Source organism: Salinibaculum salinum (genome assembly GCF_037645885.1).
Lineage (GTDB): Archaea > Halobacteriota > Halobacteria > Halobacteriales > Haloarculaceae > Salinibaculum > Salinibaculum salinum.
The window spans coordinates 38131-59946 of sequence record NZ_JBBENW010000020.1 but is presented as its reverse complement, the minus strand read 5'-3'; the positions used below and the strand labels follow the sequence as shown (position 1 = coordinate 59946).

Here is a 21816-nt window from a genome sequence, read left to right as displayed (position 1 = left end):
CGACCAATATCTTTTGCGTCCAGCGCACGGACTGAACTGCATGACCGACCCGACCCAGCGCAACCGTCTGGACGAGGAGCAGTCTCCGTACCTCCAGGCCCACGCCGACAACCCCGTCAACTGGCAACCGTGGGACGAGCAAGCGATCGAAGCCGCTCGCGAGAGTGACAAACCGATCTTCCTCTCGATTGGCTACGCCGCCTGCCACTGGTGTCACGTCATGGCCGAGGAGAGCTTCGAGGACGAAGCCGTCGCCGAGGTTCTCAACGAACACTTCGTCCCGGTCAAAGTCGACCGTGAGGAACGGCCGGACATCGACAGCATCTACATGTCCATCTGTCAGCAGGTGACCGGCCGCGGCGGGTGGCCGCTGTCGGCGTGGCTCACGCCCGACGGCCGCCCCTTCTACGTCGGGACATACTTCCCGAAAGAGCCAAAACGCGGCCAGCCCGGCTTTCTGGGGCTGCTCCAGGACATCAAAGACTCGTGGAACGACCCCGAAGAACGGGATGAAATCGAAAACCGGGCCGATCAGTGGACCAGCGCCATCGAAGGCGAACTCGAAGAGGTCCCCGACCAGCCCGGTGAGGCACCCGGAACCATCGCTATCGAGAACGCCGCCGAGGCGGCAGTGCGTGGAGCCGACCGCGAACACGGCGGGTGGGGACGCGGCCAGAAGTTCCCACAGAACACTCGTCTCCATATCCTCATGCGGAACGTCGCTCGCGGTGGCCGCGGGGAGTACCAGGAGGTCGTGACCGAGACGCTCGACGCGATGGCGAGCGGCGGTCTCTACGACCACGTCGGCGGTGGCTTCCACCGCTACACGACAGACCGCGACTGGACCGTCCCCCACTTCGAGAAGATGCTCTACGACAACGCCGAGATCCCGCGAGCGTTCCTGGCCGGCTACCAGTTGACCGGCACAGAGCGCTACGCCGACGTGGTCACGGAGACTTTCGAGTTCCTCCAGCGGGAACTCCAGCATCCGGACGGCGGATTCTATAGTACACTAGACGCACGAAGCGCGGTCGAACCCGCTGGAAGCGACCGCGGAGAAAGCGAGCGGGGAGCAAAGCGACCCGAGAGCAATGAAGGTGAGAGCGGCGAGCAGGAGGAAGGTGCGTTCTACGTCTGGACGCCCGACGAAATCCACGACGCCGTCGACGACGAGACGGCGGCGGACCTCTTCTGTGACCGCTACGGCGTCGTGCCGGGCGGGAACTTCGAGAACGGACAGACAGTGCTGACCGAGAGAACCAGCACCGACGAACTGGCCGAAGAGTACGACATGGACGCCGCAAACGTCCAAGGAGCCATCGAACGAGCGCGTAAACAGGTGTTCGAGGCACGTAGCGAACGCCCGCAGCCCGCACGCGACGAGAAGATACTCGCGTCCTGGAACGGGCTTACTATCTCCGCGCTCGCAGACGGTGCGCTCGTCCTCAACGAAACGTACGCTGACGTTGCCGCCGATGCGCTCTCGTTCGTCCGCGAGCAACTCTGGGACGGAGAGGAAGACCGACTTCAGCGCCGATACAAGGACGGCGAAACGAAAATCGACGGCTATCTCGAGGACTACGCCTTCCTCGCGCGAGGCGCGTTCGATCTCTATCAGGCGACCGGCGACGTGGACCACCTCGCCTTTGCGCTGGACCTCGCACGTGCTATCGAAGAGCGGTTCTGGGACGACGACGCCGGTACGCTGTATTTCACTCAGACCGGCGGAGAATCTCTCGTCGCTCGGCCGCAGGAAGTCAGCGACCAGTCGACTCCCTCCAGTGCGGGTGTCGCCGCAGAGCTACTCCTCTCGCTGTCACATTTCACGACGCACGACCGCTTCGAAGAGATTGCGACGCGGGTCGTCGAGACGCACGCGTCGAAAATCGACGCGAACCCGCTCCAGCACGCCTCACTGACGCTGGCTGCGGACAGGCTAGCGACGGGCTCACTCGAACTGACACTCGTCGCCGACAAAGCCCCTGATAGCTGGTCCGAGACGCTAGCAGAACGATACCTGCCGATGCGCCTGCTGGCGTGGCGACCGGCCGACGAGCAGACGTTCGAGGGGTGGCTGTCGACGCTCGATCTCGACGATGCCCCGGCAATCTGGGCCGACCGGACGCAGCGGGACGGCGAGCCGACGGTGTACGTCTGTCGGTCGTTCACCTGTTCGCCGCCACGCCACGATCTGAGCGAGGCGCTGTCGTGGGCTGACGAGCAGTTACAAAAATAGAGACACGTTACTCGTTATTGACAGCACCGAGCGCCTCTTCGATACGGTCGGCGAGATAGACGGCGATCGGAACTGGTTCCTCCTCGACGAAGCGCGCAATCTCTTCGCCCTCATGTTCGACGACCACAGTCGGGATGAGTTCGATATCGTACTCGTCAACGCCAGGCCCCTGTTTGTCCTTGTCGAGTTCGTAGTGGATGACGTTGTCATCGGGAACTTCTGCTGCATCGAGTGCAGCCCCAAAATCCGGGAGCTGTGACCGACAGTCTTTGCACCAGTCGCCGCCCCAGACACGGAACGTGAGGTCCTGCCCGTAGGCTTCGAACACGTCGACAGTTTCGGCGTAGGCATCCTGTACCCACACCGGGTTCGGTTCCATCGTTTCGAGTGGCATATTACAACGTTGGACGCGCCCTGGGTTAAGAGTATTCGTCGTATACTCCCTGTGGGGCGGTCACAGACGGAGCAACTCGCTGTGACCGCAACGACGGCACGCCCTGCCGGTGGCAGACATGGTTTATGTGGGGGTAGCATACGCCACGGCAATGGACGAGAGTATTCTCGACACTATCGGCTCTCCGCTGGTCGCCGTCGAGTCGCCCGAGGGAACGACGATAGCGGCGAAGGTCGAGTCGTTCAATCCGGGCGGCTCGGCCAAAGACCGGCCAGCACTGACGATGGTCGAAGACGCCGAAGAACGCGGTGACCTTCAGCCCGGCGACACCATCGTCGAACCGACGAGCGGCAACACCGGCATCGGACTGGCGATGGTCGGCGCGGCCAAGGGGTACGACGTGTTGCTCATCATGCCGTCCTCGAAATCGCCCGAACGAAGACAGATAATGAAATCCTACGGTGCCGACCTCGAACTCATCGAAGGGACCATAAGCGACTGCCGCGAGCGCGCGGACGAACTCGACGAACAGGACGACTACGTCCAGATGCGCCAGTTCGAGAACGCCGCGAACCCCGACTCGCACTACCAGTCCACGGGTCCCGAAATCATCGAGCAGGTCGGAGACCGAACAGTCGACGCGCTCGTCGCCGGGGTCGGCACCGGCGGGACGATAACGGGCATCGGCCGTCGGCTCCGGGAGGCGTTCCCCGAAATTGATATCGTCGCCGTCGAACCCGCGGACAACGCCGTGCTTTCGGGCGGCGAACCCAGCGACGACGACTTTCAGGGTATGGGACCGGGATTCGTCAGCGAGAATATGGACGTTGACCTCCTCGACAGCGTCGAGACTGTCACTATCGACGACGCCGAGGCGGAGTGTCGCCGTCTCGCTCACGAAGAGGGGATCCTCGTCGGGCAGTCCTCCGGCGGCTCACTCGTCGCGGCAAAACGGGTGGCCGAGGAGTTGCGTGACGAAGTCGAGGACCCACTGGTCGTGACGGTCTTCTGGGACTCCGGTGAGCGGTATATGTCTACCGGGATGTTCGACGAGTAATCAGGCGTCGAACTCCGATTCGGTGAGCCGGACGACGAGCGTTTCCTCGACGTCACGGAGGTCGTACTCGGGAATCGTCTCGCCGGTCCGGGCGACCAGCATCGGTTCGACGAGTCGGGGCGGACGGTCCTGTGTCGGTTCGGCTGGCTCGTCGTCAGTGTCCGATTCGTCTTCGGGTTCATCAGCTTTCGTCGCGTCTTCGGTGTCTGGCCCGTCCTCGCCGGGGTGCTCGATACCGTAGACTTTGAGATATCGGTCGACGGTTTCAGCGTCGGCCTCGTCTGCTCGGATTTCCGCCGCGAGGTCCCGAGAGAGCCACTCGTCGTCGCTGATCGACGGTTCGAGGACGAGTGCTTCCTCGACGAACCGGATGAGATACCAGTCGAGGTCGTTGAGTAGCGCCACGGCAGCACCGAGGCTGACAGTCTCGATGCCGATGGCGTTCTCGAACGGTTCCCGGAGGTCGTAGGTGACGAGCGCGTTCCGGGACGTTTCACGCGAGAGCAACTCGTAGCCGAGGTTCACGTCGTCGTTGCCGACCAGACAGACCCGGGTCATACCCGCACCGAGACGGGCGTCGTAAAAGGCGGTTACGTTCGTTCACCGAGCGACTCGACGACTGTGGCTCGTTCCAGATACGATTCGTACTGTTCGAGCGCCCAGCGGCAGGCGTCGTCGCTGTCCGTGATGACGAGTCCCTCGACACCCGTCTCTGAGGTGGGCATCAGCCCCGTGTACTCTCCCTCCGGAGTTTCGGCAACCCAGAGCGCGTACGGTGGCGTCGACTGGAGTTCGTAGAGATTGTGTTCCGGGTGTTCGAGACAGGAAACCTCATCACGGTATCGGTTCGTCAGCGTCTCCAGTACGTCTGAGGTGACGACTAAATCGACCGTTCTCCCGTCTTCCATCCACTCTTCGAGCGCCTGAACACAGAGAGGAAACACCGCGGGGCTGACTTTCCGAACGCGAATCGCCTTCGACATGATGTCCGCCGCCAGTTCGAGTGGCTGGTGTGGGTCGTGCGATTCGGCGACCTGTATCTCGGCATCCTCGAGCAGGCCGAACGAGAACGGCACCTCTGGGGACAAAAGAGAGATGACATCACTCGCTCGCTGGATATCACGGAGGTCGTCGAGGTACGACTGGTGGCGCTCGTAGGCTGCTCTACCGGCCATCGTCAACTGGTACTGGTCCGCTGGCCGGCACACGAAATCGAAATGTTCCAGATCGGAGATGCCACGGTCGACAGTCGAGCGTGACGTATCAAGACGCTCGACGAGTTCTGGTTTTGTTGCCGGACTCTCGCTGAGCGCAGCCAGAAAGTCACGCCGCTTCGTGACGAGTTCTTCGAGTTCCGAGACAGGCATCACCATTGCCTGATTCTTAATGCCTATCCCATTTACATATTTCCGTTTAATTCATATTTACTACATAGTTATACTCTGGTCCCATCCCAACTAATGAAACTGTCCTAACATCCAGGATTTCGTTATTGATCACATCATATACGATCTTAGGACTGCCTACAGAGTAGTGTATCAAATACTCAGTACTTGAATAATCCATCACGATCTGTTATTTGATTTATTTTTAGAGTATTCGAGTTCGTTTGTTGAGGCGGTCTGGCTCAGAGAGCCGACGCTCAGCGAGCGGTGATTTTCCCGGACGCTTGGTATATATCTGATGCCCACTAATCTTGGTGCGGGCCTGGTTGGCTAACTGGGCCTACGGTGGCGGGACGGCACACGCACATCACACCCGTGCCTCTGACACTGCGCGTGGTTCGACGCTGCCGGTGCTGTCCCGCCAGTAGCGAAGTGACGAATGGAAACTGTTCGAGGGGGGATAGATTCTATTCGCTCTTCGTTATGTTCTTTGGCGAGACAAGAACTCCCAGCAGTTCTAGCGGTCGATGTCGGCTGCCACGGACCGAGCCAACGAGTCGAGAGTATCCGGCTCGACACGCTGGAGTTCAGTGAGCGATGCCGCCGTTTCGGGATATGTCGGTGCGACACGATTGCAACCTGCGGGTATCGTCGCGTCGTCGTAGGTGCCGATGGTTCGGGCGCGTTCGGTAATCGACGGTTTGTCGAGCGAGAGCAGCGGTCGGTGAACCGGAAAGTCTGTCACTGCACTCGTTACGCGGAGGTTCGCGGTCGTCTGACTCGATTTCTGCCCGACTGCTTCCCCCGTGACAATCCCAACTGCACCTTCGTTCTCGGCCACCACCTCCGCGACGAGAAGCATGAACCGCCGGAGAACGAGCATCCGGTGTTTCTTCGTCTGTGCGACAATCTCGTCGACAGCTTCCCCGCCCGGCGCGACCCGCAATGTGAGGTGGTCACTGGGCGCGTAGCGTGCGAGTGCATCGACCGTCGACTCGGCACGGGCGCGGTGGTCCGGCCCACCGTACTCCCCGAGGTCGACGTACAGCGGCACGACTGGACAGCCGCGACGCATCATCTCCCAGGCGGCGACGGGAGAGTCGATACCGCCGCTGATCAGCGCGACGACCGGCCGCTGTGTTCCGTAGGGGAGACCACCCGGCCCATCCCGTTTTTCGAGGAAGACGAACGCGTCGTCAGCACGACATTCGATGTAGAAGGTCAGGTCCGGGTCGTCTAGATCGACGGTCGGGTCGGCGCCGGCATTCTCGGCCGCTTGCCAGACTGCCGTCCCGCCTTCTTCTTCCAGTGTTTTACTCGAGAAGGGATGGGCCTCGGATTCGCCGGCGCGACGTGCCCGAACGGCGAAGGTACCGCCGTCGTAGTGAGCGCGTGCAGCGTCGCCGAGACACGAACAGATGGCATCGACCGTCGGTTCCCTTCGAACTGCGGGACTCGCCGAGACGACGCCGAAGGCGTCTGTCACGGCGTCGGTCACTGCTTCGATTCGTTCGCTGTCCGTTCGGACGTAGAGCCGAGTTCGCTCGCGCTCGACGCGGTCGTCGAAACCGCGGTCGGAGAGAATCGCCGCGATGTTGTCCCGGAGTTGGCCCTCCATCTTCCGGCCAACCTGTTCGCTTTTCGTGCCGATTTCACCGTGGCGGACCAGAACGGTATCGGCACCGGGAGGATACATGCCCCGTCGTTGCAGAGGCGAGGATAAACAGCCTTCGTTCATACTGTCGGACAGAGAATTTTACAGGCGGTGTTCGTCGAGACTGTGTTATCTATGATGGGTTCCGACATGGCGTCTCGCGCTCGTTCACGTACTGCTGTCCGACAGTATCAGCTATCGCCGGTCAGAACGTCGAGAGTTCGCCTTCGATGACGCGTTTGGTGAGGGCAGTCACGTCCGCCAGTTCATCGTCGATAGCTGCCTCGATATCCGACTCGATGTCTGCAACCGTGACACCGTCGACGGTGACGACCTCGGCGTCGGCCACGTGGGGCTGGTCGATCGGCTGGCCAATCTGGCTGAGCAGTCGAACCTGCAGCTGGCGGATGCCGTCGACTTCTTCGGCGACTGACTGTGCGACTTCCGTCGAGAGGAGGTTGTATATCTTCCCGATGTGGTTGACGGGGTTCTTTCCACTGGTTGCCTCCATGCTCATCGGTCGGTTCGGCGTGATGAGCCCGTTCGCGCGGTTCCCGCGCCCGACAGAGCCGTCGTCGCCCTGCTCGGCGCTGGTCCCCGTCGTCGTCAGGTAAATCGAGCCGTCGTCGTAGTCGTCGGCGGTATTGACGTGGACCGTCACGTCGCGGTCAGTGTACGATTCCGCGAGTGTGCTCACGTACTCGCGGACACCCTCGATAGCCTCTCTGTACTCGCTCATGCTGTCGACGTATCCGTCAATCATCGCGACGGCAACAGTCACGTCGATGTGGTCGCCCTCGCGTTTCCCCATCACCTTGATGTCCTGTCCTATCTCGGGATGTTCCTCACCGTACTCGGTGTCGAGTTTGCGCTCGGTGTTGTAGACGATCTGCTCGGTCTCCGAGAGCGGCGCGTGGCCGACACCGTAGCTCGTGTCGTTCGCCATCGGCACCGCACCGTCTTCGCCGAACACCTCCTGCAGGTCGCCGCTCCCCTCGCCCAGCCGAACGTCGACGATGATGTCCGACCCGACATCCAGTTCCGGGAACGTAGTATCCAGATACTCCCGGGCTGCGTCCAGGGCTATCGTCTCAGCCGGGATGCGCTGGTCATCGTAGCGTTTGGTCGCGCGACCGACGATGAGCAGGTAGATCGGTTCGAGCATCTCTCCGCCGCCGAAGGCCGGTGCGGCCGACCCCGCCACCAGTTGCGTCTCGTCGGTGTTGAAGTGCAGCACTTTGCCGACCCGGTCGAGATACGCCTGCGCGAGCGCCTGTGACACGGTTTCTGCCACTCCGTCGCAAATAGAATCCGGATGGCCGACGCCTTTGCGCTCGACGATTTCGACGTTCTGGTCCTCTACGGCCCGCCCCGAGGCCTGTTGTACGTGGATATTCCGCTCTGTCATTGTCAGTCCGCTTTGTAAGCACCGGGTCTATACCTTTCGGTAACCATAGCCCACAAAAGAATTACCCTGAGGCATTTTCTTCGAGCAACAGGCCCAGATACGAGGTACGAATCTGCTCGTCTGGGTCGAGTCCGATAGTCTCCATCACGTCGCGCGCCCCCTCGCGTGCGGTGTCGATGTCGTTCTCGACTTCAGTCTCGACTTCGACGAACTCCCCGAGTCCGTCAACGCGGTCAAGGGTCACAGTGTACTCCCGCATCCGGAATCGCGTTCGTTCCTTGTAGACCTCCGCAGCGGGCTCGTACCCCAGCCCCGACAGAATGTCCGAGAGCGCGTCGCTGTCGCCGACGGTAGTCTTTGCTTCCTCACGGGTCTTCGAGGCCTGCTCGACGAGCGGCCCTTTGTAGGTGAGCCGCGTCTCGGTATCCTCGTCGGTCCGCTCTGTCCGAACGCGCAGCGCTTCGTCCGTCTCTGCGAAGTTTCTATCTGGGGCGTCGTAGTACACGTCGGCCTGCTCGACGGCCCCAACGAGCGTCGCGTCGGTCTCGGCGAGTTGCTGGCGGACGTCGTCGTGGTCGGCCCGGACTTTCAGTTCGACCTCGTACATACGCGCTGAGACGGGGGCATTCGACAAAAGCGGCTGGAATCGTCGCTCGAACGCCGCGGCGGCTGACCGGGGCGAAACGTTGTCCTTAAGAGTGCAACGACAGAGAGAGACGATATGAGCAACGACTCCGAGGCCACAGAGGCCGACGACGAGGCTGCGAGCGAAGAGACCGAGAACGAGCAGGTAGACGGGCTTCAGGAGGACGATTTCATCAAGCTCGCCTACACTGCGCGAACTGTCGAGGACGGCGACCTCGTGGACACGACCGACGAAGAAGTCGCCGAAGCCGAGGATGTCGACACCGAAGGACAGGAGTTCGCCCCGCGAACGATTGTGCTCGGCCAGGGCCACATCTTCGAATCCGTCGAGGACGACATCATCGGCAAGGAAGTTGGTGACTCCGGAAGCGTCGTCGTTCCGGCCGAGGAGGCCTTCGGCGAGTACGACGACGAGCAGGTCCGCACCGTCAGCAAGGACAAGATTCCCGAGGACGACCGCTACCCCGGTGCACAGGTCCAGATAGACCAGCAGCAGGGTTTCATCGAGACTATCATCGGCGGCCGCGCGCGCGTCGACTTCAACCACCCGCTGGCCGGTGAGGACATCGAGTACGAGTACGAAGTCGTCGAAGAAGTCGAGGACCGCGAGGAGAAGGCTCAGGGCATCATCTCGATGATGCTCGACATGGAACTGGACGTCTGGTTCCAGACCGACACCGTCGAGGAGGAGCAACTCGTCGAGGACGAGGACGACGATGAAGAAGACGACGAGGAGAGCGAACCCGAGTTCGAGACCGTCGAAGTCGAGAAGGAGACGCTCTACATCGAAGCGACGCCGCAGCTCTCGATGAACCAGCAGTGGATGATGGGCAAACAGCAGATCGCCCAGCAGCTCACGGACCTGCTCGACATCGACCGCATCATCGTGCAGGAAGAGCTCGGCGGCGGCATGGGCATGGGCGGTATGATGGGCGGCATGGGCGGCATGGGCGGTGGCGATGTCGACCTCGAAGAAGCACTCGAGGACGCTGACATCGACGCCGACGAACTCGCCGAAGAAATCGACGAATAATCGGTACGGCGGTACGCAGTATTTTTTGCGGCACGGCTACCGCATCGTCAGGTAACTGTCTGAAAAATCGAGATTTTTGTCTGTCGCTGTGAACGACAGGTGTGTCTCGGTATTACTGCCGGACGACGTTCGTCGCGCGAGGCCCCTTGGGAGAGGACTCGATGTCGAACTCGACCTCAGTACCTTCCGTGAGGTCTTCGCCGCCGACATCCTCCATGTGGAAGAAAACGTCTTCGTCGTCGTCGAGGTCGCCGTCGTCAGTCGAAATGAAACCGTAGCCGCCAGTGTCGTTGAAGAAGTCAACCTTACCGTTTGCCATTACAAACAATCAGAGGGTTGGATGACGGATAACCCTTCTGAGGGTCAAGGTACCACGCCTCTTCACACTACATTCGTATCCTTAGTGAGCCCTAGTGATCGGTTCTCAGCCAAATCTGGCTATCTACTCAATGCAGTGAGTATAGTGACCGCTCTTCCTGAGCTGCCTTACGATTCAACTACTTACGTACAGATAGACAAAGGACGCGGCGCTCAAGAGAATATTGAGCGTCAGGAGGGAACCGTTCGAAGAGAGAGAGAACTCGCCATACCCACGCTGAGGATAAAAAGCACCGCTGCAACAACCGTCAGTTGCTCCTCGCGGAAGGGTTGCATGTACATGGTACGGTGCTGATTGTTCTGAGACATAAAGCTGTGTCAGACGCCAGTCATTCGACCAGCAAAGGTTCGGGACGGACTACCTGATTGGTGAAGCTGTGGACACCGGGAATCGGTTTCATAACCGATGTAAGGATAAATCAACAGACTGGTGACTCTGCTTGCCCATTTGAGCGGCCCTTTTTCGAAGTCGTCAGTAATACTGTGTGAACGGCCCTATGACCGCAGCGGCAGTCGATCGCTTAAACCAGGATATGCGCAGCGAGGTCTTCGCGGATGATGGTGTCGCAGTACTCACAGCGGACGCCGTCGTCGAGTACGTCGAACCGTGATTCCACTGGCTCGTCCTCGGTCGTGATGCAGTTGTGGTTCGGGCACCGCAGGACGCCAGTGACCTCGTCGGGGCGCTCGACACGGTTCTTATCAACCACGTCGTAATCGCGGATGATATTGATGGTCGCGGCGGGTGCAATCAGCGAGAGCACGTCCAGTTCGCTCTGTGAGAGTTCGCGACCCTCGATCTTGACCACGTCCTTGCGACCCAGTCGGTCCGAGGGAACGTTCATTCCGATAGAGAGCACGTCGTCGCCAAGGCCGTCGATACCGAGGATAGCGAGGACGTTCAGCGCCTGTCCGGCGGCAACGTGGTCGATGACAGTCCCGTTCTCGATTTTGCTCACCCGAAGGGCTTCTTTGTCAGTCATTGGTCACCTCCAAGCAGCAGGTCCAGCAGAGCCATCCGCACGGGGACACCGTTGTGTGCCTGCTCGAAGTACTTCGCGTGGTCCGTCTTGTCGACGTCGTGGGCGATTTCGTCGACGCGGGGGAGTGGGTGCATCACCGTCAGGTCGTCGCTGGCAGCGTCCAGCGTGTCGGTGTCTATCTGGTACTCGCCGGCGACTTCGCGGTACTCGTTCTCGTCGGGGAATCGCTCTTTCTGGATGCGCGTGACGTAGAGCACGTCGAGGCTCGGGAGAATCGCTTCGAGTTCAGTGTGTTCCTTGATGGACGACCCCGCCTCGTGGAGGTCGTAGCGGACGTTTCGCGGGAGCTTGAGACTCTCTGGGCTGATAAAGTGCTGGCTCGTGTCGAAGTTCGTCAGCGCGTAGGCCAGCGAGTGGACCGTCCGGCCGTATTTCAAATCGCCCATGATGCCGATCGTCAGGTCGTCCAGTCCGGCGTTCTCGCGGATAGTAAAGAGGTCGAGCAGCGTCTGGGTGGGGTGCTGGCCAGCGCCGTCGCCCGCGTTGATGAGCGGGATATCGACGAACTCGCCGGCCATCTTCGCCGACCCCTCGCTCGGGTGGCGGAGGACGAGCGCGTCGGCGTACCCCTCGACGACGCGAACGGTATCGGCGAGACTCTCCCCTTTCTGGACGCTGGAGTACTCGACCGGCCCCATGTCGACGATGTCGCCGCCGAGACGTTTCATCGCGGCGCTGAAGCTCATTTTCGTTCGCGTGCTCGGTTCGTAGAACATGAGCCCCAGCAGGGAACCGGCGTGACGCTGACTGTAGGCCCCAGGGTCGTCCGCGATCGTGCTCGCCCGGTCGAGGACCGCCTCGATGTCCTCTCGTGCGAGGTGTTTCGCGCTGATAATGTGGTCCTGCCGCATTGCCCGAAGGAGCGTCCCGGACGCTCTTGAATCTCCCGGACCGTCCCAGCATTTATCAGTGAATTGGCGACCACACTCTCTCATGTTCGCAATCACCGGCGGCAAAGGCGGCTGTGGAAAGACCACGATGACACTCGGTATCGCTCGCGCACTCGCAGCGCAGGGCGCTGACCCCCTCGTCGTCGATGCCGACGTCGATATGCCGGACTTGCACCTCCTCGCTGACGTGCCGCCGGAACCGAACGCGGACGACCTCGCGGCGGGTGCACACCTCGACTGTTGCAGGCACCGCTCCGCTGAATATTCCGGGATAGCTGTCGTTCCAGCGGGGCGAGCGGAGACGACAGCGACAGCGCTGAGACGACTCGAGGCCTGGCACGGCCCAGTACTGGTCGACTGTCCGGCGGGCGCAAGCGAAGATGCGACGCTCCCGCTTCGAATGGCAGACGCGACAGTACTCGTGACGACCGACACGCCTCAGTCGCTGTCTGACGCCAAAAAAACCGCCCGAATTGCTGCCCGATTGGACGCACCTGTGAGCGCGACAGTGATTCGCGGTCCCGATGCCGACACCGTTCCGGCGCCAGTTGACACAGCAGCGACTGAACGTCTCGACGATAGCTCCGCCAACGTCGTTCTGTCGGACCCGAGCTTTTTGCTCGCGTGCAGTTCGATAGCTAATTTGATACGTTCGAATACCCGTCAAGAAGAGAAAGATCGCTGTGAAAACCGACCGAAAATCGACCGAACCGGCGTTTCGTCTGGAGGTTCCAGAATCGAAAACAAAAATGGAGCCGGAATATTTAACGGGAGGTAGACGGTAATCGTTACTGGCATGACAAACCGGTTGCGGACCGGAATAGACGTGCTCGACCGAAAGCTCGACGGGGGGATACCGGCAGGCAGCATGGTCGCGCTGACGGCACACCCCGCGAGCCAGGCCGAGCTATTTCTCTACGAACTCACCGCAACTCGGGGGACGCTCTGGCTCTCGCTCGATCGGACTGCCGAGGCAGTGACGGTCAGCATGGAGAACACGCCAGCGGAGACTGGCGACCCGACGGTGCGTCACATCTCGGGGGAGGCACCGCTGGACAACGCGGGGAAACTCATCAGCGCACTCCCAGAAACCTCGAATCTCATCGTCGACCCGCTTGACGTCCTCGAATCACAGGAGCCACCGTCACGGTTCCGGAGCTTCATGAACGACCTCCAGAACCACATCTTCAACACTGACAGTCTGGCTATCCTGCACTGTCTGGACGGCCGGTCGGTGCCGCCACTCCGGGATACGACCGAGCACTTCGCCGATGTGGTCTTCGACTTACAGACCGACGCGACCGGCGACGAAGTCAGGAACCAACTGGCGATTCCGAAGTTCCGGGGTGGTCGTGCGCCGTCGGATATCATCAAACTCGACCTCGTCGAGGAGGTCTCTATCGACACCAGCCGCGATATCGCGTAACTCCGCGCGTGGTCGGGTTTCGCCGTTCCCCGGAAAAACTATACGCCAGCGACACGTCGGATTAATCGATGTCGAAGAAGCTCAAACTGGTCGTCGCTCTGGTCGCAATCGTTCTCGTGTACAAAGTCACGCAGAGCGAGTAGACGGTCCCGACCCACCGAACGAATCGCACTCTCAACCACCTTCTCTCGAACGCCTTACGTACCCGCCAGTCGTTAGTGGGTTGCATGTACGGTGTCGTCACGCGAAACGAGCCAGAGCTCTCCTGGAACGAGTTCGACAGGGCCTTCTACGAGATGAAAGACGTGACCGGTCGCGCTACCGAACCGGTCACAAACGGTATCAACATGATTTCCTGTTTCGGCGACAACGCCACAGTCGAGGGGAATCCCGACGTTGCGTCGGTCAGTTCCGACGGCGATCTCGCGACCCGGGATCGAACGTACTTCGACTGGGACTACGTCTGCCCGACGCACGAAGAGTATCGTCGGGGGATTCTGGAGATGGTCGCCGACGCCGCCGACGACTATCCGGACGTGCGACTGGACGACGTGGGCTTTGCCCGCCCCGAGTACTGTCACTGTGACCGCTGTAACGACCGGTTCGCCGACAGCGAGTTCGAGGACCGAAACGAGTGGCGGGCCAGCGTCATCACGGAGTTCGTCGCCGAAGCGCGTGAACTGGTCCCGGGTAACCTCTATCTCACACTCTATCCGGACCCCTACGAGGGGCACCTCTACGAACGGAGCGGACTGGACATCGACGCCCTCTCGGAGTACGTCGACGAGTTCGTCGTCCCGCTGTACGACATGGCCTACACGACGACCTACTGGGTCGAGGTCATCGCCAGCGGCTTCGTCGACCGGCTACCGGAACCGGTGAGCTTCGAACTCTACGCCGTCGAAGTGGACATCGACAATCTGATTCACGCCGTCGAGGTCGCCGACGAGTACGGCGAATCAGTCCTCTTCGGGTACGACGCCTCACAGGCGCGCGCTGCACTTCGACGGATGCAAGCAGACCAGCAGGACGGCGTGAGCCACGGTGTCGACGCAGTGGACGACGACGCGTAACTGCACCAGCGGAGGATACCACCAACCCGGGCGTACGCTTATCAGTAATCCGGTTGTCAGTAGCGAGTGAATGGACTGGCACGCTGAGTCGACAGACAGCGTCACGGATACTCTGGAGACAGATAGCGACGGTCTCTCGGCGGCAGACGCTACTGACAGGCGTGCCGAATACGGGCCGAACGAAATCACGTCTGGTGAACAGCGGAGCGCACTCTCCGTCTTTCTCGCACAGTTCAAGAGCGTGCTCATCTGGGTGTTACTCGTCGCGGCGGCCATCTCCTTCGCCGTCGGAAAGACGGTCGACGCAGTGCTCATCGCGATCATCCTGCTCGGAAACGGGGTCTTCGGATTCGTTCAGGAGTACCGGGCCGAACAGAGCCTCGATGCGCTGCGGGACATGGCTGCGCCCGATGCAACAGTCCGGCGAGACGGTGAGGAAACAACCGTCGACGCGACGGAACTGGTCCCCGGTGACGTGGTGGTTCTCACCGAAGGGGACGTGATCCCGGCGGACTGCAGACTGCTGGAAACGGGGAGTCTGGAAGTCGACGAAGCACCGCTGACCGGTGAGAGCGTCCCTGTCGAAAAGGACGTGGAGCCAGTCGAGGCCGGCACTGCGCTCGCCGAGCGGTCGAACATGGTCTACAAGGGAACGCACGTCACGCGGGGACGTGGTACCGGCGTCGTCGTCGAGACGGGGATGGAAACCGAGATGGGAGAAATTGCCGTCGAACTCGCCGGTGCCGAAGACTCCGAGACGCCTCTCCAGGAGAATCTCGACTCGCTGGGCCGGCGTCTCGGTATCGGCGTCGTCATCCTGTCAGCAGTCGTCGTCGCGTTCTTGCTCCTCGGTGGCACGTCGCTGTTGCAGGCCGGACTAACGGCGATCTCACTGGCCGTCGCGGCGATTCCCGAGGGACTGCCCGCAGTGGTGACGCTAACGCTCGCGCTCGGAGTCCGGAAGATGGCAGATGAGAACGCGCTCGTCCGGACGCTGCCGGCGGTCGAGGGGCTGGGTTCTGTCGACGTGGTCTGTACCGACAAAACCGGCACGCTGACCGAGGGACAGATGCGCGTCCAGCAAGTGTGGGTGTACGACACAGTCTTCGAGGCCACCGACAGCGGCGACAAACGACTCGATAAACTGTTCGAGATCGGGGCCGTCTGCAACGACGCTGCGGTCGACAGCGACGACGGTGACCCGACCGAGCGAGCGCTCGTCGATGCCGCGAGCGAGCACGGGATCGATGTCGAGTCACGCAGGGCCGAGCGCCCGCGCGTGGACGAGCGCTCGTTCTCCAGCGAGCGCAAACGGATGGCGACGATACACGAGGATGTCGTCTACGTCAAGGGCGCACCGCAGGTCATCCTCGAGCGGTGTTCTCGCGTCCTGTCCGGGGACGGACCAGTGGCGTTGACTGACGAGGTTGCCCAGCGTGTCGAAGAGCAAGTCGACACGTTCGCGGGGAACGCACTCCGCGTCCTGGCGTTTGCGTACAAGGAGAAGGGCGATGGCGATCCGGAGGAAGAGTTGGTTCTCGTCGGATTGCAGGGGCTGCTCGACCCGCCGCGTGCAGAAGTCCCACCTGCGATTGCGGACACTCACCGTGCGGGTATCGACGTGAAGATGATTACCGGCGACAACGCGGTGACTGCGGGCGCAATCGCCGAGGACGTCGGCATCGCCTCACCAGTCGTGACCGGGAGCGAAGTCGAGGAAATGGACGACGAGACGTTGCGGGAGCGCGTCGAGACAGTCGACGTGTTCGCTCGCGCCGACCCGAGTCACAAAGTCCGGATTCTGCGAGCGTTACAGGCGAGTGACCACACCGTGGCGATGACCGGCGACGGCGTCAACGACGCGCCGGCGCTCAAGCAGGCGGACGTGGGCATCTCGATGGGACTGCGTGGTACCGACGTAGCTCAGCAGGCCAGCGACATCGTCCTGCTGGACGACAACTACGCGACCATCCGCAACGCGATCCGGCGGGGTCGAACCATCTTCGACAACGTCTGGAAGTTCGTCGCGTACCTGCTGAGCGCCAACGCTGCCGAGGTGGCCCTGGTCTTTCTCGCCTCGCTGTGGGGGTATCTCATCCTCCCCGCTGTGCAACTGCTCTGGATAAATCTGCTGACCGACGGGCTTCCGGCACTCGCGCTCGGTGCCGACCCCGGCGGCGACGTGATGGAGCGCGCGCCGAGAGAGCGCTCACGAGGAATCATCGACCGGGAGATGCTGACGTTCATCGGCGGAGCCGGTTTCGTCGTGACGGCGCTTATGCTCGGCGTGATGGTCTACAGTCTCGACGGGGCGGCGTCTGCGACTCCGTACGCCATCACGATGGTCTTTACCGGATTCGTCGTCTTCGAGTTCGTCAAACTCTACGTCGTGCGCTGGACGCGCGGGACACCCGCTGTATCGAACCGCTGGCTCGCGGTGGCCGTCGTCACGTCGCTCCTCTTGCATATGGCAGTCCTGTACACGCCGCTGGCGGACTTCTTCGGGACGGTCCCGCTGACTGTGGCCGACTGGGGCATTCTCGGTGGCGTCGTGCTCGTCGGAACGCCGTTGCTCCTCGTCGTCGGATGGGTCGTCGAACAACGGGTCGGCGATGAACACAGTGGCAAACAGACGGCGTCGACCAGTCCGGCCGTCAACCCGGAAGAACGAGATTGAGCGCAGCGACGACGAGCCCGGCCGCGCCCATTCGAGCGGCGGAGACGTACCAGCGCTGTCCGGAGATAGACCCCATATACGCGCCGAACGTGGAGAGAATGCCAACGCCGAGCGCGACGGCGATGGCTGCAGCCTCGGTCATCGAGAGCAGCGTGCCTTCGAGCAGGAACGGGAGGAGTGGGATGATAACACCGATAGTCGGACCGAGACCACTCATCAGCGCGTGAAGGACGCGTTCGCCGCGGTGTTGCTGTTCGATTTGGGTGTCGTCGAGGTCGATGAGCATCGCCTTTTCCATCCGAAGGACCTCGGCTTTGGTCTCGGCTCGCTCGATTTCCCAGACGCTCCAGAGCGCGGACGTTCCGAGACCGATAGCCGCGCCCAGGCCGATTTTGACGACGGTCAGACCGTCCGGAACGCCCGAGAGAACCGCCCCGACGATGACGCCGATACTGGTGAGCGTCCCGTCGAAGCCGTTCGAGATGAAGTACCGTCGGGAGATGGCACGGACTTCTTCCTTGCCGAGGAGCACCCGGAGGTCTGAGAGCAGACTCATCAGTCCTGTAGGGTCCGCCGGTCCTCGACGACGTAGTCGCCACAGGACACCTCGTCGACGGAGTGGACAGTCCCGCCGAGATGGTCGACGGTCTCTTCGATAGTATCGAAGGCGAGTTCCTCGCCCTCGATCGAGATTTTGACGTTCTGGACTTCCTGATCGAGTTCGATGAGTGTGGCCGTCGCCGCGTCGACACCCTCCGTCTCGGTGATGCGGTCGGTGAAATCGATGAGAGGCGGTTCGTGTGGTTTCAGTACGTCGATGACGAGGCGTCGAATCGGGGCCATACGTATGCTGCCGGGTGGCAGTGTGAAAATTCTAGTGACGATGCAAATGGAGGAGTGTGGCAGCCGTCCACCCAGAGCCAGCCGACCGCGGTATTCAGGCCATACTCAACTCTTAGGTGCCCGCCGCGTGATTGTGCGTGTATGTCCGACCCATTCGTCGTCGTCGGCGGTGACGCCGCCGGCCTCAGCGCAGCGAGTAAGTGCAAACGCGAAGACCCCGATCGGGAAGTTATCGTCTTCGAGAAGGACACGTGGGTTTCGTTCGCCCACTGTGGAATGCCCTACTACATCAAAGGTGAAGTCGAGTCCCAGACCGACATGCTGTCGCTCTCCCCCGAAGAAATCGAGGAGCGTGGCATCGACCTGCGCCGCCAGTACGAGGTGACCGGTGTCAACACTGAGGAACAGTACGTCACTTACAGCACTCGGGTCGGGAAGACGGTCCGACAGACGTACGGTGACCTCCTCATCGCAACGGGCGCCCGTGCGTCCACTGGACCCTTCGACGGTATCGACCTCGACGGTGCGTTCACGCTGCATCACATGAACTCGGCAGCCGCAATCCGGGCCTATCTCACCGATCCAGCGGAGAACCACGGGATCGACAACGAGTTCGTCGACAAATCGCTCGTCGAAAAGTACGCAGAGATGCGACCGCCCGAAACCGTCGCCATCGTCGGCGGCGGCTACGTCGGCGTCGAGATGGCCGAAGCGTTCCACGTCCACGACCTCGATATCCACCTCTTCCAGCGTTCGGAACAGGTACTGCCACCGTTCGGCGAGGCAGTCGGTGCGGCAGTCGGCGACCGTCTCGAAGCGAAGGGCATCACGCTCCACCTCGGCACGGAAGTCGAGAATCTGTCCGGAACAGGCCACATCGACGCAGTCGTCGCAGACGACGGCCGAACCCCGGTCGACTGTGCGCTCGTCGGTATCGGTATCGAACCGAACACCGGTGTCGTCGACGGAACGGGCGTCATACTGGGAGAGTCCGGTGCCATCGCTATCGACGATTTCGGCCAGACCAGCGTCGACAGAATCTTCGCTGCCGGCGACTGTGCGGAGATGCGCCACGCGGTTACCGGCGACTACGACTGGGTCCCGCTGGGACTGACTGCAAACCGGGCCGGACGAGCCATCGGGCAGACCATCGCTGGCGATCCGGAGCCAATCGGAGACATCGCCGGCACTGCGGTCGTGAAAGCATTCGAACTGGAGTGTGGCCGAGCAGGGATATTAGACCACGAACGCGCTCGTGAGGCTGGCTTCGACCCCGTTTCGGAGACAATCACCGCCGGTTCGCGCTCGGGGTACTACCCCGGTTCGAAGGAGACGACCGTCCACCTGACGGCCGACCGCGAAACCGGGCAAGTTCTCGGTGGCAGTATCGTCGGCGAAGACCGCGCAGCCATCCGCATCGACACGCTCTCGACAGCGCTGGAGGCAAACATGACCGTCGCGGAACTCGAACGGCTCGACCTGGCCTACGCCCCACCCTTTAGCCCCGTTTGGGACCCGATTCTCGTCGCCGCGAAGGTCCTCCGCGGAACGCTCGAAGCGTAATCAGTCGAGTCGTCGGTCGCGCCACCGTTCCAGTTGCGCGCGGTCGCGCGTGTCCTCCGGCAGGTCGTCGAACCACCGAGCGGCGGATATCTCGTCGTCGGGGTCCTCGACGGTCGGCTGCCCGGCGGTGGCGTCGATAGTTGCCTCGAAGATCGGGAGGACGCCCCACGTCGAGTGGTCGCCGCTGACGAACTGGATCGACCCTAACAATCCCATCCCGTCGTACTCGGCGGTGATACCCGCTTCTTCCCGTAGTTCGCGTTCAGCACCCTGTCGGAACGTCTCGCTGGATTCAGTCTCCCCGCCAGGGAGGACCCACATATCGACACCGTCGTGGCGGACGAGCAGTAGTTCACCGGACGGGCGAGTGACGAGCGTGTGGGCACCGTAGGGTGCTCCATTCTCGCGGATACGGCCGGCTACGGTTCGAAACCGACTCCGAGGGACGTACTTTGTCGTTTCGAACGTGAGGAAATCGTTGTAGCGGTCCTGAAGGTCGTGATGCGTCTGCTCGGCCTGCTGGTCGGCCTGGTTGGCAAGATACCAGAGGTCGTCGACGGATGTCATCGCCGAGAGCGTCTCGAAGACTGTCCCTGCAGCGACGACCCGACCGCGTGAACTGCGGGCTGAATCATGCACCCGGATTCGGGTGTCGGAGATATAAGTCTTCGACCTGCGTCGGGCGGTGGTCCACCGGCCGGACGTCGACGGGTCGAATCAGTCCCTTTTTGTCGAATCATCGAGTACCGCGTGGTATGACATTCGAAGAAGACGACGAGGTCATCCTCCACGACGAGCATAGCGAGTACCACGGCGAACAGGGAACCATCACGCAGGTGATGGAGACGATGTTCGGGGACGCAACCTACACCGTCGACTTCGAGGACGGCAACGAGCAGGGCGTTCCAGAGGACAACCTCGAAGCGGCCGAGGAGTAGGTCAGCATGTCCTCGATTCCGTTTCATTACTTCGACCTCCGCGCGTTCTGCTACGTCACCGAGGACGACAAACGGGTCGAGGACGCGCTTCGCACGTTTCTTCCCGACGAGTTCGAGATAGAGCGCGTCGAATCCGAGGGGCACCACGGCGACCGTATCCTCGTCCTCTCGGCCCGCGTCGAGAAGGCAGACCAGATGCGGACCGTTCTCGACAGTCTCGGCGACCTCGCCGACGAGGAACTCGCTCGGGTCCAGGACGAACTCGACGAGCGAGTCAACGAGAACTGTGCCTTCTTTTTGACGCTCGACAAGCAGGCCGCGTACAACGGCGAGGTGGCACTCGGCGACGGCATCACGCTCCGCGGTAAAGTCGAGGCGTACCCGGCAAAGCGCGAGTCGGCCATCGAGAACGCCCAGGAAGTCATCGAGGAGCTGTGATGTACGAGGCGGTCCACGCGCTCCCGGACGGCGACAGCACTGTCGCCCGACTGGCGCTGACCGCGAGCGAGTACGGCTACGACGGTATCGTCGTCCGCAATCACGGCGACAGCCCCGCCACCTACGACCCCGACGCAATTCGCGAGGAGTACGGAATCGACATCGTCACTGGTGTCGAAGTGCGGGCCGAGACTCCCTCGCGTGCGAGTGGGTTCGTTGGAAACCACCGCAACGACCAGACGATCGTCGCCGTTCACGGTGGAACTCAGACGATGAACCGATTTGCCGTCGAACAGCCAGCCGTCGACGTACTCACCCATCCGATGGTCGGCGATGGCGATTTCAACCACGTCCTCGCACGGGAGGCCGCCGAGAACGGAGTTCGAATCGAACTCTCCTTTCGACGCGTGCTCAGAAACGATGGTGGGCCGCGCGTGCAGGCGATCCGTGGGCTGACAAAACTCCACGAACTGCTAACACACTACGACACGCCCTACGTCGTCAGTGCCGACCCGACCAGTCATCTGCACCTCCGCAGTCCGCGGGAACTCATTGCACTCGGAGAACAGGTCGGGATTCCGGGCGACGATATCGAGACGGGACTTAAAGAGTGGCGGCGACTGACCGAACGCAACCGCGACCGCCACTCCGACGCCTTTGTCGAACCGGGTGTCTGGCGAGGGTTCCGTGACGGTGACGGACCGGATAGTAACTGACGCACCCACATCCAGAATA

General features: G+C 61.6%; 23 protein-coding genes. 11 read left to right on the top strand and 12 right to left on the bottom strand.

Going from position 1 to position 21816, the window contains the following annotated elements:
- The first annotated feature begins 40 nt into the window (after nucleotides 1-40).
- The gene (locus WDJ60_RS15700; RefSeq protein ID WP_417750467.1) at nucleotides 41-2236 is read left to right on the top strand and encodes a thioredoxin domain-containing protein; all 2196 of its coding nucleotides are present in this window, start codon (nucleotides 41-43) and stop codon (nucleotides 2234-2236) included.
- 7 nt (nucleotides 2237-2243) lie between these two features.
- Here WDJ60_RS15700 and WDJ60_RS15695 read toward each other — a convergent pair whose 3' ends face one another.
- Nucleotides 2244-2630, bottom strand: a complete 387-nt coding sequence (locus WDJ60_RS15695) for a thioredoxin family protein (protein WP_340101587.1) — start codon at nucleotides 2628-2630, stop codon at nucleotides 2244-2246.
- A gap of 151 nt (nucleotides 2631-2781) precedes the next feature.
- Here WDJ60_RS15695 and WDJ60_RS15690 point away from each other — a divergent pair, with 151 nt between their 5' ends.
- Nucleotides 2782-3687, top strand: coding sequence for a PLP-dependent cysteine synthase family protein (locus WDJ60_RS15690; RefSeq protein WP_340101586.1), 906 nt, complete (start codon nucleotides 2782-2784; stop codon nucleotides 3685-3687).
- Here WDJ60_RS15690 and WDJ60_RS15685 read toward each other — a convergent pair whose 3' ends face one another.
- The 5 genes from WDJ60_RS15685 to cyaB all read right to left on the bottom strand — a co-directional run bounded on the left by WDJ60_RS15685 (nucleotide 3688) and on the right by cyaB (nucleotide 8741).
- A complete protein-coding gene (locus WDJ60_RS15685) occupies nucleotides 3688-4245 on the bottom strand; it encodes a DUF5804 family protein (RefSeq protein WP_340101585.1) in 558 nt (185 codons plus the stop codon). It abuts the gene before it with no gap.
- A 32-nt stretch (nucleotides 4246-4277) separates the two neighbouring features.
- A complete protein-coding gene (locus WDJ60_RS15680; RefSeq protein WP_340101584.1) occupies nucleotides 4278-5060 on the bottom strand; it encodes a helix-turn-helix transcriptional regulator in 783 nt (260 codons plus the stop codon).
- A 529-nt stretch (nucleotides 5061-5589) separates the two neighbouring features.
- A complete protein-coding gene (locus tag WDJ60_RS15675; RefSeq protein ID WP_340101583.1) occupies nucleotides 5590-6768 on the bottom strand; it encodes a tRNA sulfurtransferase in 1179 nt (392 codons plus the stop codon).
- A gap of 163 nt (nucleotides 6769-6931) precedes the next feature.
- Nucleotides 6932-8134, bottom strand: a complete 1203-nt coding sequence (locus WDJ60_RS15670) for a methionine adenosyltransferase (protein ID WP_340101582.1) — start codon at nucleotides 8132-8134, stop codon at nucleotides 6932-6934.
- A 61-nt stretch (nucleotides 8135-8195) separates the two neighbouring features.
- Complete coding sequence (gene cyaB / locus WDJ60_RS15665) at nucleotides 8196-8741, bottom strand: class IV adenylate cyclase (RefSeq protein ID WP_340101581.1); 546 nt, start codon at nucleotides 8739-8741, stop codon at nucleotides 8196-8198.
- A 114-nt stretch (nucleotides 8742-8855) separates the two neighbouring features.
- On the opposite strand from cyaB, the gene WDJ60_RS15660 reads away from it, so the two are divergent.
- Nucleotides 8856-9812, top strand: a complete 957-nt coding sequence (locus tag WDJ60_RS15660; protein ID WP_340101580.1) for an FKBP-type peptidyl-prolyl cis-trans isomerase — start codon at nucleotides 8856-8858, stop codon at nucleotides 9810-9812.
- Between the two features lie 112 nt (nucleotides 9813-9924).
- On the opposite strand, the gene WDJ60_RS15655 is transcribed toward WDJ60_RS15660, so the two are convergent.
- The 3 genes from WDJ60_RS15655 to pyrB all read right to left on the bottom strand — a co-directional run bounded on the left by WDJ60_RS15655 (nucleotide 9925) and on the right by pyrB (nucleotide 12084).
- Nucleotides 9925-10131 carry a cold-shock protein gene (locus WDJ60_RS15655; protein WP_076581923.1) on the bottom strand — a complete coding sequence of 69 codons (207 nt, stop codon included), beginning with the start codon at nucleotides 10129-10131 and terminating at the stop codon, nucleotides 9925-9927.
- A gap of 580 nt (nucleotides 10132-10711) precedes the next feature.
- Nucleotides 10712-11173 carry an aspartate carbamoyltransferase regulatory subunit gene (gene pyrI, locus WDJ60_RS15650; RefSeq protein WP_340101577.1) on the bottom strand — a complete coding sequence of 154 codons (462 nt, stop codon included), beginning with the start codon at nucleotides 11171-11173 and terminating at the stop codon, nucleotides 10712-10714.
- The gene (pyrB, locus tag WDJ60_RS15645) at nucleotides 11170-12084 is read right to left on the bottom strand and encodes an aspartate carbamoyltransferase (protein WP_340101576.1); all 915 of its coding nucleotides are present in this window, start codon (nucleotides 12082-12084) and stop codon (nucleotides 11170-11172) included. Before pyrB ends, pyrI begins: the two co-directional genes overlap by 4 nt.
- Nucleotides 12085-12166: 82 nt before the next feature.
- On the opposite strand from pyrB, the gene WDJ60_RS15640 reads away from it, so the two are divergent.
- From WDJ60_RS15640 to WDJ60_RS15625, 4 genes are all read left to right on the top strand, one after another.
- The gene (locus tag WDJ60_RS15640) at nucleotides 12167-12901 is read left to right on the top strand and encodes a MinD/ParA family ATP-binding protein (RefSeq protein ID WP_340101575.1); all 735 of its coding nucleotides are present in this window, start codon (nucleotides 12167-12169) and stop codon (nucleotides 12899-12901) included.
- Between the two features lie 18 nt (nucleotides 12902-12919).
- Nucleotides 12920-13549, top strand: coding sequence for an RAD55 family ATPase (locus WDJ60_RS15635; protein ID WP_340101574.1), 630 nt, complete (start codon nucleotides 12920-12922; stop codon nucleotides 13547-13549).
- 227 nt (nucleotides 13550-13776) lie between these two features.
- Nucleotides 13777-14622 (top strand): hypothetical protein, encoded by an 846-nt coding sequence (locus tag WDJ60_RS15630; RefSeq protein ID WP_340101573.1) that lies wholly within the window; start codon nucleotides 13777-13779, stop codon nucleotides 14620-14622.
- Between the two features lie 70 nt (nucleotides 14623-14692).
- Nucleotides 14693-17299: a cation-translocating P-type ATPase gene (locus WDJ60_RS15625; protein WP_340101572.1), complete on the top strand. Its 2607-nt coding sequence runs from the start codon at nucleotides 14693-14695 to the stop codon at nucleotides 17297-17299.
- On the opposite strand, the gene WDJ60_RS15620 is transcribed toward WDJ60_RS15625, so the two are convergent.
- Nucleotides 17277-17855: a VIT1/CCC1 transporter family protein gene (locus WDJ60_RS15620; RefSeq protein WP_340101571.1), complete on the bottom strand. Its 579-nt coding sequence runs from the start codon at nucleotides 17853-17855 to the stop codon at nucleotides 17277-17279. The two genes, WDJ60_RS15625 and WDJ60_RS15620, sit on opposite strands and share 23 nt — an antisense overlap.
- Nucleotides 17855-18142, bottom strand: coding sequence for a DUF211 domain-containing protein (locus WDJ60_RS15615; RefSeq protein WP_340101570.1), 288 nt, complete (start codon nucleotides 18140-18142; stop codon nucleotides 17855-17857). The genes WDJ60_RS15620 and WDJ60_RS15615 overlap by 1 nt, the downstream gene beginning before the upstream one ends.
- Nucleotides 18143-18283: 141 nt before the next feature.
- Here WDJ60_RS15615 and WDJ60_RS15610 point away from each other — a divergent pair, with 141 nt between their 5' ends.
- Nucleotides 18284-19705: an FAD-dependent oxidoreductase gene (locus WDJ60_RS15610; RefSeq protein ID WP_340101569.1), complete on the top strand. Its 1422-nt coding sequence runs from the start codon at nucleotides 18284-18286 to the stop codon at nucleotides 19703-19705.
- On the opposite strand, the gene WDJ60_RS15605 is transcribed toward WDJ60_RS15610, so the two are convergent.
- The gene (locus tag WDJ60_RS15605; protein WP_340101594.1) at nucleotides 19706-20272 is read right to left on the bottom strand and encodes an NUDIX hydrolase; all 567 of its coding nucleotides are present in this window, start codon (nucleotides 20270-20272) and stop codon (nucleotides 19706-19708) included.
- Between the two features lie 188 nt (nucleotides 20273-20460).
- Here WDJ60_RS15605 and WDJ60_RS15600 point away from each other — a divergent pair, with 188 nt between their 5' ends.
- Genes WDJ60_RS15600 through WDJ60_RS15590 form a run of 3 tightly spaced genes read left to right on the top strand, consistent with a single transcriptional unit; the run spans nucleotide 20461 to nucleotide 21797 of the window.
- Nucleotides 20461-20643 (top strand): DUF1918 domain-containing protein, encoded by a 183-nt coding sequence (locus WDJ60_RS15600; protein WP_340101568.1) that lies wholly within the window; start codon nucleotides 20461-20463, stop codon nucleotides 20641-20643.
- 6 nt (nucleotides 20644-20649) lie between these two features.
- Complete coding sequence (locus WDJ60_RS15595) at nucleotides 20650-21081, top strand: RNA-binding protein (RefSeq protein ID WP_340101567.1); 432 nt, start codon at nucleotides 20650-20652, stop codon at nucleotides 21079-21081.
- Nucleotides 21081-21797: an RNase P subunit p30 family protein gene (locus WDJ60_RS15590; protein ID WP_340101566.1), complete on the top strand. Its 717-nt coding sequence runs from the start codon at nucleotides 21081-21083 to the stop codon at nucleotides 21795-21797. The genes WDJ60_RS15595 and WDJ60_RS15590 overlap by 1 nt, the downstream gene beginning before the upstream one ends.
- Nucleotides 21798-21816: the final 19 nt, after the last annotated feature.

What these genes read in the sequence shown, in the direction of transcription:
- WDJ60_RS15700 (WP_417750467.1), top strand. Translation starts at nt 41, where the DNA reads ATGACCGACCCGACCCAGCGCAACCGTCTGGACGAGGAGCAGTCTCCG.
- WDJ60_RS15695 (WP_340101587.1), bottom strand. Translation starts at nt 2,630, where the DNA reads ATGCCACTCGAAACGATGGAACCGAACCCGGTGTGGGTACAGGATGCC.
- WDJ60_RS15690 (WP_340101586.1), top strand. Translation starts at nt 2,782, where the DNA reads ATGGACGAGAGTATTCTCGACACTATCGGCTCTCCGCTGGTCGCCGTC.
- WDJ60_RS15685 (WP_340101585.1), bottom strand. Translation starts at nt 4,245, where the DNA reads ATGACCCGGGTCTGTCTGGTCGGCAACGACGACGTGAACCTCGGCTAC.
- WDJ60_RS15680 (WP_340101584.1), bottom strand. Translation starts at nt 5,060, where the DNA reads ATGGTGATGCCTGTCTCGGAACTCGAAGAACTCGTCACGAAGCGGCGT.
- WDJ60_RS15675 (WP_340101583.1), bottom strand. Translation starts at nt 6,768, where the DNA reads ATGTATCCTCCCGGTGCCGATACCGTTCTGGTCCGCCACGGTGAAATC.
- WDJ60_RS15670 (WP_340101582.1), bottom strand. Translation starts at nt 8,134, where the DNA reads ATGACAGAGCGGAATATCCACGTACAACAGGCCTCGGGGCGGGCCGTA.
- cyaB (WP_340101581.1), bottom strand. Translation starts at nt 8,741, where the DNA reads ATGTACGAGGTCGAACTGAAAGTCCGGGCCGACCACGACGACGTCCGC.
- WDJ60_RS15660 (WP_340101580.1), top strand. Translation starts at nt 8,856, where the DNA reads ATGAGCAACGACTCCGAGGCCACAGAGGCCGACGACGAGGCTGCGAGC.
- WDJ60_RS15655 (WP_076581923.1), bottom strand. Translation starts at nt 10,131, where the DNA reads ATGGCAAACGGTAAGGTTGACTTCTTCAACGACACTGGCGGCTACGGT.
- pyrI (WP_340101577.1), bottom strand. Translation starts at nt 11,173, where the DNA reads ATGACTGACAAAGAAGCCCTTCGGGTGAGCAAAATCGAGAACGGGACT.
- pyrB (WP_340101576.1), bottom strand. Translation starts at nt 12,084, where the DNA reads ATGCGGCAGGACCACATTATCAGCGCGAAACACCTCGCACGAGAGGAC.
- WDJ60_RS15640 (WP_340101575.1), top strand. Translation starts at nt 12,167, where the DNA reads ATGTTCGCAATCACCGGCGGCAAAGGCGGCTGTGGAAAGACCACGATG.
- WDJ60_RS15635 (WP_340101574.1), top strand. Translation starts at nt 12,920, where the DNA reads ATGACAAACCGGTTGCGGACCGGAATAGACGTGCTCGACCGAAAGCTC.
- WDJ60_RS15630 (WP_340101573.1), top strand. Translation starts at nt 13,777, where the DNA reads ATGTACGGTGTCGTCACGCGAAACGAGCCAGAGCTCTCCTGGAACGAG.
- WDJ60_RS15625 (WP_340101572.1), top strand. Translation starts at nt 14,693, where the DNA reads ATGGACTGGCACGCTGAGTCGACAGACAGCGTCACGGATACTCTGGAG.
- WDJ60_RS15620 (WP_340101571.1), bottom strand. Translation starts at nt 17,855, where the DNA reads ATGAGTCTGCTCTCAGACCTCCGGGTGCTCCTCGGCAAGGAAGAAGTC.
- WDJ60_RS15615 (WP_340101570.1), bottom strand. Translation starts at nt 18,142, where the DNA reads ATGGCCCCGATTCGACGCCTCGTCATCGACGTACTGAAACCACACGAA.
- WDJ60_RS15610 (WP_340101569.1), top strand. Translation starts at nt 18,284, where the DNA reads ATGTCCGACCCATTCGTCGTCGTCGGCGGTGACGCCGCCGGCCTCAGC.
- WDJ60_RS15605 (WP_340101594.1), bottom strand. Translation starts at nt 20,272, where the DNA reads ATGACATCCGTCGACGACCTCTGGTATCTTGCCAACCAGGCCGACCAG.
- WDJ60_RS15600 (WP_340101568.1), top strand. Translation starts at nt 20,461, where the DNA reads ATGACATTCGAAGAAGACGACGAGGTCATCCTCCACGACGAGCATAGC.
- WDJ60_RS15595 (WP_340101567.1), top strand. Translation starts at nt 20,650, where the DNA reads ATGTCCTCGATTCCGTTTCATTACTTCGACCTCCGCGCGTTCTGCTAC.
- WDJ60_RS15590 (WP_340101566.1), top strand. Translation starts at nt 21,081, where the DNA reads ATGTACGAGGCGGTCCACGCGCTCCCGGACGGCGACAGCACTGTCGCC.